8 protein-coding genes and 1 pseudogene are annotated in these 18,333 nt (G+C 64.9%); 1 reads left to right on the top strand and 8 read right to left on the bottom strand.

The features are described from left to right. Positions 1-630: 630 nt before the first annotated feature. The 5 genes from ACFFNX_RS04535 to ACFFNX_RS04515 form a co-directional block, all read right to left on the bottom strand. Positions 631-1,113, bottom strand: a complete 483-nt coding sequence (locus ACFFNX_RS04535) for a hypothetical protein (RefSeq protein ID WP_378195560.1) — start codon at positions 1,111-1,113, stop codon at positions 631-633. A 311-nt stretch (positions 1,114-1,424) separates the two neighbouring features. After that, the gene (locus ACFFNX_RS04530) at positions 1,425-1,772 is read right to left on the bottom strand and encodes a hypothetical protein (protein WP_378195557.1); all 348 of its coding nucleotides are present in this window, start codon (positions 1,770-1,772) and stop codon (positions 1,425-1,427) included. Between the two features lie 19 nt (positions 1,773-1,791). Further along, on the bottom strand, positions 1,792-2,328 hold the full coding sequence (locus tag ACFFNX_RS04525) for a hypothetical protein (RefSeq protein WP_378195554.1): 537 nt from the start codon (positions 2,326-2,328) through the stop codon (positions 1,792-1,794). A 283-nt stretch (positions 2,329-2,611) separates the two neighbouring features. Next, complete coding sequence (locus ACFFNX_RS04520) at positions 2,612-8,089, bottom strand: RHS repeat domain-containing protein (RefSeq protein WP_378195551.1); 5,478 nt, start codon at positions 8,087-8,089, stop codon at positions 2,612-2,614. A gap of 102 nt (positions 8,090-8,191) precedes the next feature. After that, positions 8,192-12,439 carry a LamG domain-containing protein gene (locus tag ACFFNX_RS04515; protein ID WP_378195548.1) on the bottom strand — a complete coding sequence of 1,416 codons (4,248 nt, stop codon included), beginning with the start codon at positions 12,437-12,439 and terminating at the stop codon, positions 8,192-8,194. A 361-nt stretch (positions 12,440-12,800) separates the two neighbouring features. Between ACFFNX_RS04515 and ACFFNX_RS04510 the strand changes: the two genes are divergently transcribed. Then, complete coding sequence (locus tag ACFFNX_RS04510) at positions 12,801-14,600, top strand: alpha/beta hydrolase (RefSeq protein ID WP_378195545.1); 1,800 nt, start codon at positions 12,801-12,803, stop codon at positions 14,598-14,600. Between the two features lie 1,056 nt (positions 14,601-15,656). Here the strand turns inward: ACFFNX_RS04510 and ACFFNX_RS04505 are convergent. From ACFFNX_RS04505 to ACFFNX_RS04495, 3 genes and pseudogenes are all read right to left on the bottom strand, one after another. Beyond that, the gene (locus ACFFNX_RS04505) at positions 15,657-16,856 is read right to left on the bottom strand and encodes a hypothetical protein (protein ID WP_378195542.1); all 1,200 of its coding nucleotides are present in this window, start codon (positions 16,854-16,856) and stop codon (positions 15,657-15,659) included. A gap of 361 nt (positions 16,857-17,217) precedes the next feature. Further along, positions 17,218-17,277: pseudogene (locus ACFFNX_RS04500) on the bottom strand (hypothetical protein); the annotation flags it as partial. Positions 17,278-17,673: 396 nt separating this feature from the next. Then, on the bottom strand, positions 17,674-18,255 hold the full coding sequence (locus ACFFNX_RS04495; RefSeq protein ID WP_378195539.1) for a type 1 periplasmic-binding domain-containing protein: 582 nt from the start codon (positions 18,253-18,255) through the stop codon (positions 17,674-17,676). Between the last annotated feature and the right edge of the window lie 78 nt (positions 18,256-18,333).

Here is an 18,333-nt window from a genome sequence, read left to right as displayed (position 1 = left end):
ACCGGTCACGTGGTATTACATCTCTGGCCGGTTGAGAAGCAAGCGATCCGGCCTCCAACTTCGCCGGGGCGGTCCAGGCTCACTGTTACCGACACATGCGTGTGGCCGGGGGTTGACCTGGCCGTGCCCATGGGTTGCTTCGCGCACCCCGCCATGGCGATAACTCCGACTGAGAACACCGCAACCGCCAGTCGAATGCTCACAACACCCTCTTTGCTGGTTCCGAAGGCTCAGAGCGGAGCGCCGACGCCGGAGTAAAAGCATAGGTAGGTGCGCTGCCGTTGCGGTGGCCAGGCCACCCGACTCCCAAAAGATGATCGGCGACCCACAACTGCCCCGACCGGAAGCGGCGGCCATGAAGGATCCGGAACCCAGCCCGGCGGGGGCTATACCGGTAGCCCATCAGATTCATCTCCCAGCCCGCTAACGCCCCGAACACTTGAGACACGGAAGAAGACGCACACCGTCGCCCAGGTGTTGGCACACGACCAGAACAAGACCCTGTGGGGTGCGGATAACCACCTTCGGCTGTTGGGCTGGGGTTTCGTAGTCCGCCTACACAACGGCTCTGTACTCGTTGATCATTCCATCCACCGCGTGGCGGCGCTGGTGTACTGCTCGAATATTGAGTTACGTTGCCGCCGGGATTGGTGCGCAGCGTGCAGGATCTCCCACACCGTTGGACGCGGCGATCGCGTACCCGATCCGATCCAGCTCACCCTGGATTCTCCTATGCCCCCAGGTCGGATTCTTCTGCGCCATCCGAAGGATCAGCGTCTTGATCGACGCGCCGGTGGCCGGTCGCCCTGATTGGCGCCGGTTGGTATAGGTCCACTTGCGGGCGACTAGGTGACGGTGCCAGCGCAGGATCGTGGCCCGGGCGACCGGGAAAGTTTCGGCCCAGCGGTGGCGGTTCACCAGCCGTGACAGCGCTGTAAGCCAGAGCCGGCCGGCGTTATCCCACTGCGGCCGGCCACCGAATCGACGGCGCAGCACCTGGTTCTCGTGGCGGAGCACGAGCAACTCGACATCCCTGGACAGATCAGACCGGACCAGCACCGCCAGCAGGCCGAACAGGCACCTGAGTAAGCGGTACAGCAGCGACAGTAGCACCTCGAGATGGTCCCAGCCTCGGCGAGGATTCCGGCGCGAAATCCCAGGTCACCGTACGAAACCGAGTTTTCGAGCGGGACAGGACGGTAAGGGCCGGGCGAATGAGCATGTCGCCGGCGGACTGGGAGTACGAGCGACGCCTCATGCGAGCCGTCCCGCCGATCACATAACGTCACAGCCGAAGATCACCAACCGACTTTGAAATCACTCTGTCTGCCTCCGCCACCCTCCTCACGCACGCAAACCATCTCACCCAATCCTAACCCGAGAGCCACCTGAAATATCTTGATCCACAGATCTCGACTATTACTTCAATCGCTTACCGATCTTTCTCGGATAGACTGAACTGCTCGCGCCAGACGAGCTTCATCGGGTTCCTCACCAAAACACCTAGCGATTCCCTCGCGAATGATTCTCTCGATGTCATCGACGGACAGGGCGTCAAGGCGGCCCCCTACCGGAGCAAGAAGCGCCATCACCTCGAGCACGACGTCACTGTACTCGTCAGGATTATCCGGATAGACGACATCAAGCGGATCTGCACTTTCGAGACTTTCGGCAATAATTGCATACGTCCTTGGAAATCGCCGTTTTATCACATTGCGTATCACACGCCCCTCTGAAATCGTTTGAATATCCCAAAATCGATTACCGGTCATTAGTCCATCCTGTACACATCTATCGAGCCTTGAGAATCGTTTTGAAGACAGCATTCCCATTCGGCTTGATCTGATAGCTGGCGAGGCCACCATTTCCAATTGGAACAAGCAAGCGGTCACTTCGCGCGGTATCGGGAATCGTTCCCTCAGGAAATCCATCTTTTCCGATTGATTTGCTTAGATCACGAACAGCATCTTGCGCCGACCTTGCGTCCTCGTATCCCGCCCTGGCGGCCCTCATATCGTCGACATGACTAATGTTAGTGTTTACAACCTTCTTAGGAGTATCTCCTACACCGAAGGATGGCGGCCTTTTACCCTCCTCACCTTCTGGAAGGTTTGGCTCGAATCCGAACGCAGCAACTCCTGCGGCAAGCGCGTCAAGGAATGGCTTCCATGAAGATTGCGAGGAACAGACGCCCTTGAAGTGGCTGCAGGCTTCACCATACAGGAAGCTTTGTTGTATTTGGCAGCCAGCGTCGCCGTTGCATGAGCCAAAATAGCCGGAGCATGCTGCCGCCAAGGAGGAGTTGCCGAATTCGCAGCGTTTGAGCATGTAGTCGAAGATCGCTCGACCCTGCTCGGGGCTCTTTGGATAGAAGGTGTAGACCGGGGTGAAGTGGATGACGATCGGAGGTTTGGGTACGGGCCCGCTTCCGGGGAAGACCGTGGGGCCGCAGTAGTGGTAGTCGCAGTAGTTCTTGTCGGACGTAGGGCCGTAGGATCTTCCGTTGTCGTCGCGGACGGTGCCGGTTTGGTCCGTCCATCTGCAGCCCCCGCTTCCCTCTTCGCGGACGCAGGCGTTCTGGCCGTCGGGGTCGCTCTTAGTGACGGGGTTGTTATCGCTGTAGGCGTAGCCGTTCCACGATTGCGGGTCCGTGATGTCGAACAGTGGGTCGACGGAGATGGCGGCCGGTGTCGGGGTCGTATTGGCGGGCGCCGAGGTTGATCAGGCCGGAGGGGTCGATGGTGCCGCCGACGAAGCCCTTGTCGGTCGGCCATATTCCGGTCGGTGTGCCGCGGAACTGCCCGAACGGCGTGAAGCGGCGTTGGGCGAGTGCCTGGGTCGATCCGTCGATGGACAGTTCGGCGCTGCCGTGTGGATCGGCTGACTGGAACTGAAGGCTGGTGCCGTCACCGACGGCGACGAGTGCGTCGCCGTGGTCGTAGTAGCGGGTGCCGGAGACTTGGCCTGTTGTCTTGTCCAGACGGAGTTCCATGTTGGGCAGGTAGACGGTGGTGCTGGTGGGGTCGCGGCGTAGGAGCCGGTTGCCGTCGGCGTCATAGGCGTAGCTGGTGCTGCCGGTGCTGTCGGTGGTTGTGGCGAGGTGGTCTTCGGTGTCCCAGGTCACTGTCTGGTTGGCGTTGCCGATGTCGCGGGTGGTGGTGTTGCCGGCGGCGTCGTAGTCGTAGCTGTCGGTGCGGTTTCCCGCGGCGCCGGTCTGGGTGATCGAGGACAGCTGGTGCTGGCCCTGGCCTGGGTCCGGGTAGTGGTAGGTGCGGGTCGTGTCCGCCGCTACGGCGCCGACGCCGTGTTGGGTCTCGGTTGTGCGGTTGCCGGTGGAGTCGTAGCCGTAGCTGGCCCAGTACGGTGCGGGTCCGCCGAGGAGGGTCTTGTCTGGTCCGTCGCTGCATGCGCCGGTCGGTGTCCAGGCGTCGGTGAGGCGTTGGAGGTAGTCGTAGCGGAAGCACTGGTTGTCGGTGCCGGCTCGGGAGACGTCGGTGATGTTGGTGACGTCACCGGCGTCGTCGTAGGCGTAGGTGGCGTCGCGGTCGACGCCGGCGATGTCTTCGCGTTCGGTGCGTGATTCGTGCAGGCGCTGGGTGCCGTACTCATAGGAGTAGCTGATCCATGTCCGCTTACCGCCGGTGGACAGCTCGAGCTGTTTGAGCTGCCCGGTCGCCGAGTATGTGGTGTCGGTGACGAGTTTGGTGTTGCCGGTCGTGGTGATCGGCCGGTTCAGATCGTCGTATGTGTGGGAGACGGTCTCAACGCCCATGCCCGGGGCTTGGGACACCGCCGGGAAGCTGGTGGATTTGACGCTCTCGTCCAGGTTGTAGCGGGTGACGTATTGGTAGCTGCCCGCGAGTGCTTCTTCTCCGGCGGTCGACGGGATGGTGTAGGTGGTGCGGAGCGGCTGGTTGAGGTTGTCATAGAGGTTGACGGTGGCGACGTAGGCAGCCCCGCCGATGTAGCGGGTCGTGCTGGCCAGTTGTCCCCGGCGGGCGGTGTCGTAGGTCCATTTGGTCAGCAGCGGACCGGTGAGCGAGTCGGCGTGTTCTTCGGTCTTGCGGCCGATCGGGTCGTAGACGTAGAAGAGTTTCTTGCCGCGGGCGTCCTCGGTCGAGGTGACCTGGTCCAGATCGTTGAATGTGGTCTTGGTGGTGCCCGTGTCCGGGTCGTCGGTCTGGTATTCGCGGCCGCGCAGGTCGTAGGTGTGGGACCAGGTATTGCCGTCGGCGTCGGTCAGCGTCTTGAGTTTGCCCGCCGGCGTGTAGGTGGACTTGATCGCGTCGTAGTCGCCAGTCGGGGTGTCGGCCTTGTACTGGCGGACCTCGGTGGTCCGGCCGCGGGCGTCGGTGATCGTCGTGGTGGGCGTGCCGCCGGCCGGAGGGTCGACGGTGACGCGGTCGCCGGAGTAGGTGGTCGTGGTGTGCCACTTCTCCTGGCCGAGTCCGCCGCCGGTGAGGAGGGTCTCGGTGGTGACGCGTCCGAGTCCGTCATATTCGTACGCGGTCTGGGTCTCGACGTTGCCTTGCTTGTCGATGCCGAACAGCGTCGCGGAGGGGTCCCCGTCGGCCTGGTAGGCCGCGTACGTGCGGGCGGTCTTGCCTTGGGAGTCGTAGAAGATGTCGCTGACCAGCCGGGTACCGTCCGGGCCGAGGGCCTGGGTCTGGCGTGGGCGCAGGAACCCGTCGTAGATCTGGTAGCTGGTCAGTTGGCCGAGGTTCGCCCGGAGCGTCTGGGTCTCCACCGCCGCCGGTGTGTTCTCGCCGGTGATGTAGGTGTAGGCGATGTTGGGAATCGTGTTGCTGGACTTGGTGACGTTGGGCAGCCAGACCTTGATCAACCGACCGAGGGCGTCGTAGTCCTCGATAGTGGTCTTGCCGCCCTGGTCGGTCTGTGAGGTCGGGAGGTTCCAGGCCGGGTCCAGGGTGCTGCTGGTGTCCAGCGCGGTGGACGAATCGCCCGGGGTGACGGGCGGGCCGGTCACCTTGGTCGAGGTCGGCAGCCCGGTGGTCGGCGTATACGCCGTGGTGGTGACGTGGCCGGCGGCATCGGTCACGGTCAGTGTGCGGCCGTAGGCGTCATAGGTGGTACTGGCGTCGGTCACATACACCGGTGTCGTGCCGTTGTAGTCGGCGATTCTTTCGACCTTGGTCACGTCGCCCTTGGACGGGGCGGCGCCGAGCGCACCGTTGTCGTAGTAGCTGCGGATGTCGGAGATCACCTGGCGGGGCCGCTCGACGGGATCACCGCATTTGACCGCGACGATCTCCACTCGGCTGGGGTAGTTCCGCATCCAGGTGCTGCTACCGGTCGCGTACTCGGTCTGGGTGCACTGGTCGTCGTCGGCGGTGGAGGTGTCACCCTGGTCGTCGGTTTGGAGCGGGAGACCGGTCGCATCATCGAAAGTGTTCTTGACCAGGGTCTCGCGCCAGTTCCCGCCGTCGAGGGCGGTCAGGGTACGGGTGCTCGCGGTCCCGGTGAGGTTGGCGGTGGTAGTGCCCCAGGAGCGGACCCGCTTGGCCGTCTGGTGTGTCCAGACCGTGTTGATTGTTTTGGAGGTAATGGCGCCGCCCGGTTTGAGGTAGGCGGTCGTCTTCAGTTCGAATCCCTGTCGGGCGTCCTCGTCCGGGTAGCTGCCGCCCTCATCGTCGGAGACGGTGACGGTCTTGGTGCCGCCGTCCTTGTTAAGGCGGTCACCGTCCATACCGCGGAAGTACTTGTGGTCGGTCTGGGTCCGCATGTCGTTGTCGCCGCCGGACTGCACGCGTACGGTGGCGTAGCCGCGCCATTGCGACCAGGTCTTGTACTTTTCCTTGGTCAGCCCGTCATCGTCGTCGTAGTGCCAGGCGGCGCCGCCTTGGTAGTCGTAGTTGGTGACCATGTCCGGGGCGTGGCCGGTCCGGTCGGTCTGGATGACCTGTGTGACGACGTACTTGTGGAACCAGTCGATCTTCGGATCTTTGGTCCCGTCCGGTGGCACCCAGTAGGTCGGGAAACAACGTTTGGTGTTGGTCTCCGGCGTAGGGAGCGCATCGGTGGTGCATTCAGGCGTGGAGTAGTTGACGTCGACCTGGCCGCCAGACTCGTCATAGATCGTGCCGAGCCGGTACTTCACGTACGGACCGACATCGTCGCCAAGCTTGTCGACCCGGTTCTCGAGCTGCACGTGCTGAAAGGTGACCGAGGGCAGTGTCACCGGCGCATTGGCCGTCGCGGTCAGACCCTTGTAGACGCCCTTGTGGGTGATGGACTCGAGCAGCAGGTCACGGTCGACGTCGGCCAGCCCCCAGTCCTGCGCCAACTCCCAGGAGTCGACATCCAGATAGGTGCCAGAGCCGTTGGGGTCCAGAATCTGCGTCGTGACACTGGTGAGGCGCTTACGCGACCAGAACGTCGGTGAGGCCTTCACCGCGCCCTGGTCGTCTTTGCAGTCGGTGCCGTCAGCGCAGTTCTGGTCCCAGGGCACGTCCCACCAGTAGTCGGGGTGATCTGCGATCTTGCTGGGGGCGCAGTCGAAGTCCGCGTCGGGGATGCAGCGCTCGGCGGTGCCGAAGTTCACCTGGGCCGAAGGCTTGGCGGTGAGGTTGTCCGACCGCAGTCCGTATTCGATGTGGTCCAGGTAGCCGCCGCGGGTGTAGGTGGTGCCGTCGGAGGCTTTCAAGTCGCGAGCGTAGCGGTTCGTCTCAGGGGTGTAGTAGTAGACGATTGCGTCGCCGTGGGTGTCGACGACGTAGTCCAGGTTCCAGCGCCAGGCCTGCTGGCACCAGGAGTCGGCGAATCCGCTGTCCTTGTGGCACGGCTCCCCGTCGTCGTCGCCGAAGACCGGGACGGTCCAGGTCGAACCGGTTTTGGCCTTGCCGTCGGCGACCTTCTCCTTGCCGAAGAAGTACTGGACACCGTCGGGTGTGGTGACCTTCCAGTACTCGCCATCGTTGTCGCCGTTGTCGGCGCCCGTGAGTTTTTCGATCCGGGTGCCGTCGTCGTCCTTCATCCGCCACGTACCATCCCCCGCGGGGATCAGTTCGCCGGCCTTACCGTTGAAGCTGATGGTGGCGTTGTCATAGCCCCAGCACTGATCGCCGGGCTCGTCTCCGTGCTCGTCCTTAGGTGCGCCGTCGTCGCCGCAGGCCTTGTAACGGCGTTCGATGTAGCCCGACCACAGGTCGAAGCCCTCGCCGATCCAGGACGGCTGGTTGTTGGTGTTGGAGGTACGGCCGTCCACGCTGCCGGAGTCGTAGCTGATGTCCAGCTTCGGGGCCAGATCCCCCGGGACCGGCGGCACCCGCATCGGATAGGACCAGGAGAAATCTCCGGTCTGGGTACCGACCTGCCAGGTTCCCGACGCCGACAACGATGTGGCCTGGTAATCGCCCTTGTCGCTCGAGGCCCCCGCCACCGCGGCCAACACGGTCGCGCCGGTGGACGCCGGAGCGAGTGCCACATCGGCCGACAGGGCCTTGGTCTCTTCATTGTTCCGCGTCGAGACCGAGCCTGCCTGCCGGCACTCAGGTCGGTCTGGTGTTGTCAGTGCGCAGGCGGGCAATTGGATGAGTTTCAGCCGTGAGCCGTAGGAGCCGCCGTAGGCGTTGACGAAGCCGGAGTAGTCGACCTGAACGCCGACGCGGCCGGCGCTTTGGCCGGTGTCGGTGCGGGCGACGGTGAGCACAAGACCGTTGACTCCCGCCCGCCGGGCGGCGGCCTGGTCCAGGACGCGGACCTTGACCCGGGCCGGCACCGACGCGGGCTGCGCGGACCGCGCCTGCACCGTGGGCCGGCCGACCCGTACCGGCAGCTTCCCCGCTCGCACGGCAGTCGATGCCGCTGCAATCCCGGAGAGGGTCACCTCGGCGCTGCCGGCCTTCGGCCAGCTCGCCTTGGGTGGCACATGACGCTTTGTGGCCGGATCGGACCGGCGCGGTGTGACCTTCACCGGATGGCCCTTGACCGGTTTGGCGGACTGCTGGACGGCCGGTCGCCCGTGGTCGTCGGCCTGCGCCGGATAGGCGGGGGCGAGTGCGCCGGCCAGCAGCACTGTCACGGCCAGTGCCACCGAACGCCGGAATCGGCCGATTCCGTATCGCGACATCGCCACTCGCATTCGCACCATGTCCTCCGGGGGAGACGACTGCCGCGTCACGCGGACCGCCGGTAGAGGGAAGGAGTCAAGAAGTTCGGATGGCCGGATGACTCACAGGTCATTGGTGGGGTATTCCAGGCCGCCGGAGAGTTTCGCGAGCTGGTCTTGGTCGAGGACTCCGTTGAAGGCCCACACGTCATCGATGACGCCTGGCCAGTACTCGCCGTAGTTTCCGTCGGTTTTGGTGCGGCCGATCTGGAAGGCCTTCATCGCGTTGAACGCCAACGTGTTCGCGCGGTAGGACACGACACCGTCCGCGGTCTCGGTCAGATCCCCGTTGACGTACAGGCTCATCATGTCGGTGAAGGCGTCGTAGACGATGGCCACGTGGTCCCAGCCGCTGCCATCGGACTGGAAGCTGTTGCTGTCGGCCAACTGATGCGTCACACCGGAGCTGGCGTCCTTGTCCGGCATGTCGATCTGATAGCCACCCGCTGCCGGGTCGGTGCCGTCCGGGTGGTAACGCAGGGTGAATCCGCTGTTGACGTCGCCTTCCTGACTGAAGACCGCCGCATCCCGAGTCGGGCGCCCCGCGGTCTCGACCCAGCCGCCCACGGTGAAACTCTGATCGGTACGGACCACCGGGTCTGCGGTGGCGGCATAGTCACCATCGCCATCGAGCACTAGGCCGCCTGGCGGGCTACCGATCAAGCCCGCGCCCTGGTCGACGAAGGCGTTGCCGAACAGCGTGACGTGGTGGCCGTAGACGGTGTCGTCGGCGCTGGTGGTGACCGAGGTCGGCGCCCCTCCCGCGAGCTGGGCCGCTTCTGAATCGTTGATCGGCTGGTCGAAGACACGCACGTCGTCCAGCACGCCGTTGAAGTAGCTGGTGTACGCGCCCTTGGACTTGAAACGCCCCAGGTCGAGCGGACCGGTCGAGTCCCACGAGTTCGGCTGATCGACGGTCTGCTGCAACTTCCCGTCCACGTACAGACGAATCTGCTGGGTCTCCGCGTCATAGACACCGGCCAGATGCGTCCAGGAGTTCAGCGTCGGTGGTTGCGTGGACTGAGCGCGGACGTAGGTGGGGGTGTCGGAGTCGGGGGTCTGCATGTTGAAGATCCACCGGTCGTAGTTGCTGGAGTAATAAAGGGCGAACGCCGACCCCTCACTGCCCTCCTGGCTAACCACCACCGGCGTCGCGGACTTGGCGGTCAGCTTCGCCCAAGCGGAGACGCTGAAGCTCTTGGTGGTGTCAACGACCGGCCCCGAGGTCGCCAGATATCCCGTCGAACCGTTCAGCTGGACCGCCTTACCGGCCTTGCCGGTGGCGCCGAACGTCACCCCGCCATGCGCGCCCGCCGGATAGGTGCCCATCGTGTCCTCGGCACGGGCCGCGCCCGCCGCCTCGTCCAGCTTCCAGTACGCCGTCGCAGGGCGAACGGCCGCCGCCGCATCATTCAGCTTCCACCGGGCACCCACGACCGGTCGCTGGGTGGCCAGGACCCGCGCCTCTTCGCTGGTGACGACCCGATCGAAAACCCGTACGTCGTCCACGTCGCCGGAGAAGAAGCTGCCTGGCACGGCGCCGTAGGAGCCTGCACCGATCTGTAGCCCGCCGGTGGCGTTCCAGGGTGTGGTGTAGGCGACGGTCTGGGCGAGCGTGCCGTTGACGTAGAGGCTGAGTGTCTTGGCGACCGCGTCGTAGACCCCGAGCAGGTGCGTCCACTCCCCACCTTGGGGGGCCGTCGATGGGGTGGCGCGCACGATCGCCGCGTCGGCGGTGTCGCTGACGTACCGGTTGAACGCCCAACGGTCCAGCGCAGAAGAGTAGTACAGCTCGAACCCGCTCTTCTGCGCGCCCGCCTGAGTGGCGATGATTCCCGCGTGGTCGGGTTTGGTCGCCGTCAGCCGCGCCCACGCCGACACCGCGAAACTCTTCGTCGTGTCCAAAAGCGGGCTGGAGGTGGCGGCGTACCCGTCCGTGCCGTTCAGTTCCATCCCGGTCTTGGTGATCCCGTCGACGCCGAGGGTCACGCCGCCGTGGACGTCCGCCGGATTATCGCCGCCTGTGTCCTTGATCTGGGTGGAGTCGATCGGCTCGTCGAGGGCGTAGGTCGCTTTGGCGTCCGCGCCGGCCTTGACGCGGAAGTAGTAGGTCGCTGTCGCGCTGGCGTTCCCGCTGGTGTCGATCGCCTTGACGCTCAGATAGTTCGGGCCTGCGGTCTGGGGCATCACGTCGATGGTGACCGGCGCACCTGCCGTCGTGACGGTCTCGTGTGCGGATGAGGGGTCTTCGTTGACGCCCCACTGGTACTTCGTCACGTCCGAATCGGCGGGGGTCAGGGTGAATTTGCCGTAGCGGCCCACCCCGTCGTACCACGGGTCGTTCTCATCGTCGGGGTTGGATTCGGGGTATCCGTCGGTGGCGTTGGAGGTGATCGTCGGGGCGGCCGGAACGGTGTGGTCGTAGAGGAAGTAGCAGCCGGTGGCGTTCCCCGCATAACTCCAGGGGCTGTAGCTCGTGCCGTCGTAGGCGCGCACGTGCCACTCGATGACCGTGTTCTCCGGGATGGTCGACGGCAGCGTCGCCGTGAACGTCGACCCGCTCGCTTTGGCGCTGGTCAGGTCCGAGGTCCATCGTTGGGCCCAGCCGGTCCCGTCGTCCCAGGCCGCCTGGAACTGGCCGCGGACCTTGCCTGCGTCCTCGGTGTCCGGGTCGGTCAGTACCGCATAGGCCTTGGGCGGCATGTTCACCTTGGCCGGACTGCTCGGGCCCTTGCACGCGCCGCCCGGTGAGGACGTCAGGTTGGTCATCTTCGGCTGCGGTGGCGGGGTGTTGTAATGCACCCGCAGGTAAGCGTCGTCGGCGAAGCGCTTCCACGCGAGCTGGGAATCCTCAGTCGTGGCCTTCAGCCCGAGGGTCAGGGTGGACCAGCCGCCGGCGGCGGCCTCCTTCATGGCCTTGGTCGCATCGAAGATCACATCGCCGGCCGGGCAGCCGGAATAGCCCTTCGCAGTGACCTGGTGGTCCAGGTTTTCCAGCCAGTTGTCCTTGGTGGAGTCCCATGTCGAGGACGTGCCGAAGGCCTTGGTCTTCCACAGCTCGACAGATCGGGTTTCACAGCTCGGCGCGAACGTCTCCTTGACCTGGAATTCGGCCGACAGGATCGTCTTGCCGCCGAAACCGCTGGTCGGCATCCGGTAGAACAACCGCTTTGTGTGGTGGGAACCACACGACGAGGTGTAGTCGTACGGACAGAACCCCATGCCCTCGTCGGTCTTGAAGTCATAGTCCTTCCAGCCGCCGCTGGAGACCATCAGCCAGGCCGAGTCCTTCACCGTCTTGTACACCGGGTCGATGTAGACCGGGAACGTCGTGGCCGGGTCGGCCAGCATCGTCTGGTCCGGCGTCAACGTCACCGCATCCGAGGAGACCTGCACGTCGATCGGGGCACGGTGGGAGGATCCCTCGCCTCCGTCCGCCAGGTCACCGGCTGCCGCGGCCATCGACTTGGTGGCCTTCGGAGCGGCCGAACCGGTGGTCGAGTCCCACATCATCGGCTGGGGCGCCTCGAAGACCACACCGCCGCCGCCGACATCGGTCGCCTTCAAGCCACCGGCCTCATCCTCGGCCAGGCTCACCCCAGCCGCGGCGGTGGTGAACTTCAACTGGGCGAGCTTGGGGTCCTGGGCGGCTTCGCGGGTCTTGACGACCAGAAGGTCGGAGAACCCGTCGTTGTCGGCGTTCAGTTGCAGGTCCACGCCGTCGATGACGTCCTTGTACGTCGCGGTCGCCCCCGACAGCTCCGGCGCGGGCAGAGTACCGGGCCAGGAAAAGGACAGCTTGCGGCCCGCCTTGACCATCGTCGCCATCGGGCCGGTGCCGCCACCGGAGAACGCCAGGTCGACAGTCGAGGCGGCCGGGCTCACCGTGCCGTCGTCGTGCTTGTGCAGGGTCGTATCGATGTCGACCCACTTGCCACCCTGCCTCGTGCGGACCGGACGCAAGTGTTCGACCGCCTCGAACGTGCCGTCCGGCTGGGCGTACACCTCCCGGGCCTCCCCCCGCAGCGCCCCAACCTCGACCGGCTTATCCGAGGTGCGTGCCTGCTTCAGCGCCGCCGACTCCCCCGCCCGTACGGACGGATCACCAGACCCGGAGGCGGCCTGCGCCGGAACCGTGGAAGCGACCGTGGACGTCAGCGCGGCGGCGAGGGCCGTGGCAATCAGGCTGGCCCGCAGCCTGCGAAACGGTCTCCCGCCGGGATGGTACGAGCCATCGGGACGACGCCAGCGGGTCACGTCCGCCTCCACAGAAGGTAATCCAGAGGTAAACAAACGGACGGACAGTAACAAGCGGCGCGAACCTCGTACAGAGCTCAACCTGCCGCAACGCCGACCGATTGGCCAGAGGAAGTCACGGGACCATGTAAACCGGACAGAAAACCCAGACGTCTCCTTTTAATACGCTCTTCCATACCAAAGTTGGCATGTGCTGTGACCTGCGGTGGTCACATAATGCGCTGGAACGTCGACGTACGGCCGCAACCACAGCACCCCAGCCTCAGACATTCCTGCGCAAGATCGTTATCAGTTCCCGAATGCACTGTGATTTGAGTCACGTTGCTGAAGGTCATGTCACCTGTCACGATCTGGCGGCTCTCACCTCCGGTACGCCGGGCGATCGCGCGTACGACGGCCTAAAAGGGGATGTCACGTGCGCAAATTGTTGACCCGGCCTGGGCTGGTCCTGCTCGCCGCCGCGACCGCAGTCACGGCGGTCACCTCCGGGTCACACGCGGCGACCCGGCACGAGGCCTCTTACACCTACGGCATCGGCACCCGACAGGGCATCGACGCCTACTGGTACGGCTCCCGCACTCCGCAGCCCGCGCTGCTGATCCTGCACGGCGGCTACTTCAACTCCGGCAGCAAGACCGACTGGGCGAGTACGGCCCGCTACTTCGCCGACCACGGCTTCGCGGTCTTCTCCGCCGACTACCGCTACAACACCGATGTCGCCTGGCCCGGCCCCCGCGACGACGCCCTCGCCGCCGTCGCATGGATCAAAACCCACGCGGACGACTTCGACGCCGACCCCGCCCACGTCGCCGTCCTCGGCTCCCAAGCCGGCGGGCAACTGGCCACCAGCCTGGCCACCTACGGCGCCGGACGCGACCAGGTCGACGCCGCCGTCGGCCTCTCCCCCATCAACTCCCCCTACCGCGCCTGGACCCAGGCCCCCACCACCAGCGCCACCGCCACCCGCCGCAAAATCCGCGACGAAACCGTCATCCTCCACCGCTGCTACCCCGACTCCGCCGACACCAACTGCTGGGCGCGCTGGACCGATTCGGTCGCCGAAACTCATGCTTCCGGCGCCGACGACGCCCCCATGTACCTGGTGCACTCCATCGGCGATCCGGTCCCGGCCGCGCACTCCACCGACCTGCGCGACGCCGAAACCGCGAAAGGCGCCAACCCCACCGACATCACCGTCGACACCGTCTCCGGCAACTCCTCCGGCGGCCCCCTCCTGACCACCACCCTCAAAAACGCCCTCGTCATCTGGCTCAAAGCCCACACCCACACCACGCCGCCGCCCCAGGACCCCGAGAACCCGCCCGCCTCCGACGCCCCAACGCCGCGAACCGCACCCGGCACCACCAAGACGGCACCCTACGAGGACGACCCGGTGCCACCGCCCCCGGCCGACGGGAACACGGTGCGCACCGCCGCGGCCACCGTCACCACCGGCACCTACGCCTACGGCACCGACCCCAAACAGCAACTGGACGCGTACTACATCCCGGGCACCAAGCAACCGGCGCTCGTCATCATCCACGGCGGCTACTGGTACGAAGACGACAAATCAAGCTGGGTCGCCACCAGCCAATGGTACGCCGAACGCGGCTACGCCGTCTTCTCCATCAACTACCGCCTCAACGCCCAATCCGGCTGGACCGCCCAGCGCACCGACGCCCTCAACGCCATCGCCTGGGTCAAAGCTCACGCCGCCCAATTCAACACCGACCCGAACCGGGTCCTGCTGCTCGGCTCATCCGCCGGCGGACAGATCGCCACCGCCGTGGGCACCTACGGCGCCGGCACCAAATACGTCAAAGGCGTCGTCGCCCTCTCCCCCGTCGCCTCCCCCTACCGCGCCTACGACGACGGCCAAAAATCCGGTGCCAGCGCCTCGAAACAGAAACTCCGCGACAACTCCACCCTGCTCGCCCGCTGCTACCCCACCAAAACCGACACCACCTGCTGGAACCGCTGGACCGACGCCGTCGTGAAAAACCACACCAGCAGCGGCGACGCCCCCATGTACCTCCTCCACTCCCAAGGCGACTTCGTCCCCTCAACACATTCATCCGACCTGTGCACCGCGCTGAAAGCCAAAAACGTCTCCTGCACCCTCACCATCGTCACCGGCAGCGGACACGCCAGCGCCATCCTCAAAATCGACGGAATCCACACCAAAATCCTCAACTGGCTCCAAGCCCACGACTAACCAGCCCGACCACCAGCGCTTAGTTCTCTACGCTGCTACCACTGACGCTAAATCTCCTCACTAGGAGAGATGCGATGCATAATTTTCCAAGCCCAACGGCCGGTTTGTGTGCTCCATAGGTGCTCGCATGTCACATATGCCGCCCGGCAACAATCGGTGCGCCGTCGGGCTAATATGCCGTGAAGTGACTAGCGAACGCGGATCAAATGACACGTAATGGTGCTATGAAATAGGACGCGGTAGCGCGTCGAGTAGAGGATTCGTGTAGAGATGTATACTTTTAATCCGCAGCTTCATTCGTCCAGGAGCTTCAGAAACGCTGCAACTCGGGACGCAGGCTCGCTCGGCAGGACACTCCCTCTACTTCAAGCCTGCTCATGTCCACGGACGATGGCCTTGGCAGGCTGCGCGCCAGCCTCCGCTTTCGCCGCCAAGCCCGGAGCCGACGAGCGATAGAGGATGACGTGCGTGACGGCCCACAAGTGTTCGCCATCCCCGCGAACTTCCACGCGCACATCGGCGAACTCGGTGACCGGGCGATCACTCCCGCCGGTAATCCGGCGCTGACGCCCGGTTCTTCCTCAAGGCGGCAGGCTCCATCAGCGGCCACGACGACACGATCATGCTGCCGTACGGTTCAAAGCGACGGTTCGATCATGAGTGCGAGCTCGGTGTCTTGATCCGCACAGGTGGTGCGATCTCGGAAAGCACACCGTACGGCTGCAACGCGACTGGGCCGGCCGACACGAGACGATCAAGCTGCAACTGGTCCGCCACAACTCACCCTCCGCCGGCCTTACCGAGGGCCTGCGCGATGTGGCTATCGTGCGACGACCGCTCGATGACTGGCGCTTCGAGGTGCCGTCCGCCCTTTCCTGACTACCGTGCCGAATACGTGCCGAAATCCCGTCGGGCTGACTGATCGGCATGTGTTTGCGCAGGTCAGCGGGGCCCTTAGATCCTTGATCGCACTGGTCTTACAAACCAGGAGTCGCTGGTTCGAATCCAGCTGTGCCCACCGCTTGATCAACATGCGAAACAGCGCCTGAACTGCGGCTACATGGTCAGGCGCCGTTTGCGTGATGTTCGGCCGTCTCCGGCTCTCGGCGGCCATCTGTGCCGAATACGTGCTGAAGTTTCAGGCCAGCGCCTCGACGATCCGTCGCTTGGCGATCTCGTCCTGGCCTTCGAGACACGACGCGTAGATCCGCAACAGCACGTCCACCGTGTGGCCCGCCCACTTGGGCCACCTGGGTCGGCGGCACTCCCCCTCTGAGCCACGTCGACGGCGTGACGCAGGTCGTACGGTTGCCTCGCCAGCGGCGACTCGTGCTGCTGATCCGTCAACACCCTCCGGCGTGCCTGCCTCCAGGCGCGCCTAGAGGCGATCGTCGGAAGGTCTCCGCCCCGAACTCCGGTGAACAGGCGCGCGTCTGGGTCGTCGGCGACATGGTCTCGCAGGTGTGCCCGCAGGATGACGGTCAGCTCCAGAGGACCGGGGACACGGCGTCCGAGTCCTTCGGCCCGGTGCTTGAGCTGCTTGCGCGCCTCGCGGTGGCCGCCGTCGTCGGTCCGCTCCCGGCCGGCGTCCGGTGTGGGTTCGCGAAAATGCAACTCACACCACTCGCCTGGCTCCTGCCACTCCTGGCCATCTTCGTCCCAAACCAGGTCCGGCAACGTGACGTCGCTGCGGGTCAGGCTGATCGCCTCTTCTGGACGTAGGGCGGAGTAGTACATCACCGCGAAGAACGCCACGAGCCGCGGACCGCTGGGCTGTTGCGCCCCGACGGCGCTCAGCAGGGCGCACGCTTGGCGTGGGTTGATGACGCTCCGCCGATCGACCTCGGTGGATGTCTTGGGGACGCTCCACTTCAGATCGCGAATCGGGTTGGTCTCCAACGGCTTCCGCTCGCTGACGGCATAGTCCATGGCGTTGGCGAGGATCATCCGGTTCCGCCGGGCGACGTTGGCCGCGGAACGCTTCCCGTCCAACCGGGTCGTCGCGAGGTCCAGAACCCGGCGGGCAAGCGCCGGATCCGACAACTCCGAGACGGGCGCGGTGTTATCAGCCACCCAGCGCAATACGCGCGCGACATCATCGGGCGGCGAATCGCGCTGCTTCGCGTTGAACGCCCACCGGAACAGCGCCCGGCGCAGAGCGGCGGCCTCCGGTTTGCCCTTCTCGCTCGTGTACATCGCCGGTGTGGCCTGCGTCAGCGCGTACGCGACGTCGTGCGCGAAGGCGTACCAGGTCACCTCGTTCTGGATTCGCTGCCAGGAGACCGGCCGACCAGTCCGGCCGCTGAACGCCTCGCCCTTCTTCGCTGCGGACCGGAGCTCGGCGAGGAAGCTGTCCGCCTGCGCTCGGAGGCGGAACGATTCCCTCCACTGCTTTGGGCCGGCTTTCCAGCCGGCTCTCTAGGTCGTCGCGTTCTTTCCCTTGTAGATGTCGGTCTTGTAGATGCGGACGTCGTAAGTGATCTCGTTCATCGGGCGGCGTCCTCACGTGCGTCGAGTCAGCGGTCGAGTTCGGCGCGGCGGACGCGGAGGCTGCCGTTGGGCAGGGTGGGGCCTTCTGTTTGGCGCGCCAGTCGTAAAAGGTCGAGCGGGAGATGCCGAGTTCGGCGCAGACCTCCGCGAGAGTGAGCTTGTCCCGAGTGCGTTCGGCAGTCTTCACGGAGTGGCGTCCTCCAGCATCATGATCAGTTGGGATCGCGTGGCCGACGGCGCGCGTAGTAGCTGTTCACCGGTCACGGTCGGTGTCTCGTCGAAGGACTCGGTGGCGGCCGCGCGGGGTGAAGCGAGTAAGCGGAAATCAGCAGAATGATTTGTGCTGCTTTTCGCTTACGTGCCCTCCTCTCCGGCGGAACGGACGCAGGCCTTGAGGAGGACCCGCAAGAACACCCGGGCCGCCCCGGGGGTGAGCAAGGGCGCCGCTTCCGGCAGGGAAACGCGTATACCGCGTGTCTCCGCGCCCGTTCCGCACCCGCGACCGTACGGAGCTGAATCCGGCTTGGGAGCCCCTGAGCAGCCCTTTTGTGGCCTCGCGGTCATGCGGCAACTTCAATGTCGTTCAGTTGGCATGGACTTGGCGGGTCAGGCCGTTGGAAATGTCTGTGGAGATATCTACTGAGTGCGGATTGACGACGGTGACGTTGTGTGCGGGAGTTGCTTTGCCGACCACGATGAACTGCGTCTTCGGGCGTGCCTGTGCTTCGGGGATGACGGATGCCACGGGTCCCGTGCCAACTGCAACGATGACGTTGCAGCCCTGGCTGATCAAGGTTCTCAGATAGGGCTGGGTATTGGCCGTTGTCGGTGGACCGAAGGCGGGGAGGTTCTGCACCTTGGCATGTGTTTTAAGGGATGCTTCTTCCATTCCGGCCCATACCGGTGCCGCCTGTTTTCCGGCTACGCCCTGAGCGTCGGTCAGCAGGCATGCCTTGAAGGCCAGGTAGTGCCGCACGCGCGGTTTCGGGCCGCTCGTGGCTATTACCGCCCAGATCGCGACAGCCGCCGCCACGGCCACGGCCACTGCAGCCGCCACGAGGCGCCGTCCCCGCAGACCATGTGACATCCGCGCCCGCCAGCCGGCCGGGGTGGATGGCCGGGTGATCCGTTCCTTGACGGCGGTCCGTCGTTGATCCTGCCCCATGTGCCACCTCGTCGCCTCGGGTGCCGGGCCATGCGTCGGTGGCGCGGAGCTTAACCGTCCCAAATGTCCGGAAGCCAC

Origin of the sequence: Actinoallomurus acaciae, from assembly GCF_042429965.1 — a bacterium.
Classification (GTDB): domain Bacteria; phylum Actinomycetota; class Actinomycetes; order Streptosporangiales; family Streptosporangiaceae; genus Actinoallomurus; species Actinoallomurus acaciae.
Note: the sequence above shows the minus strand (reverse complement) of the source record. Positions and strands in the feature narration are given on the sequence as shown.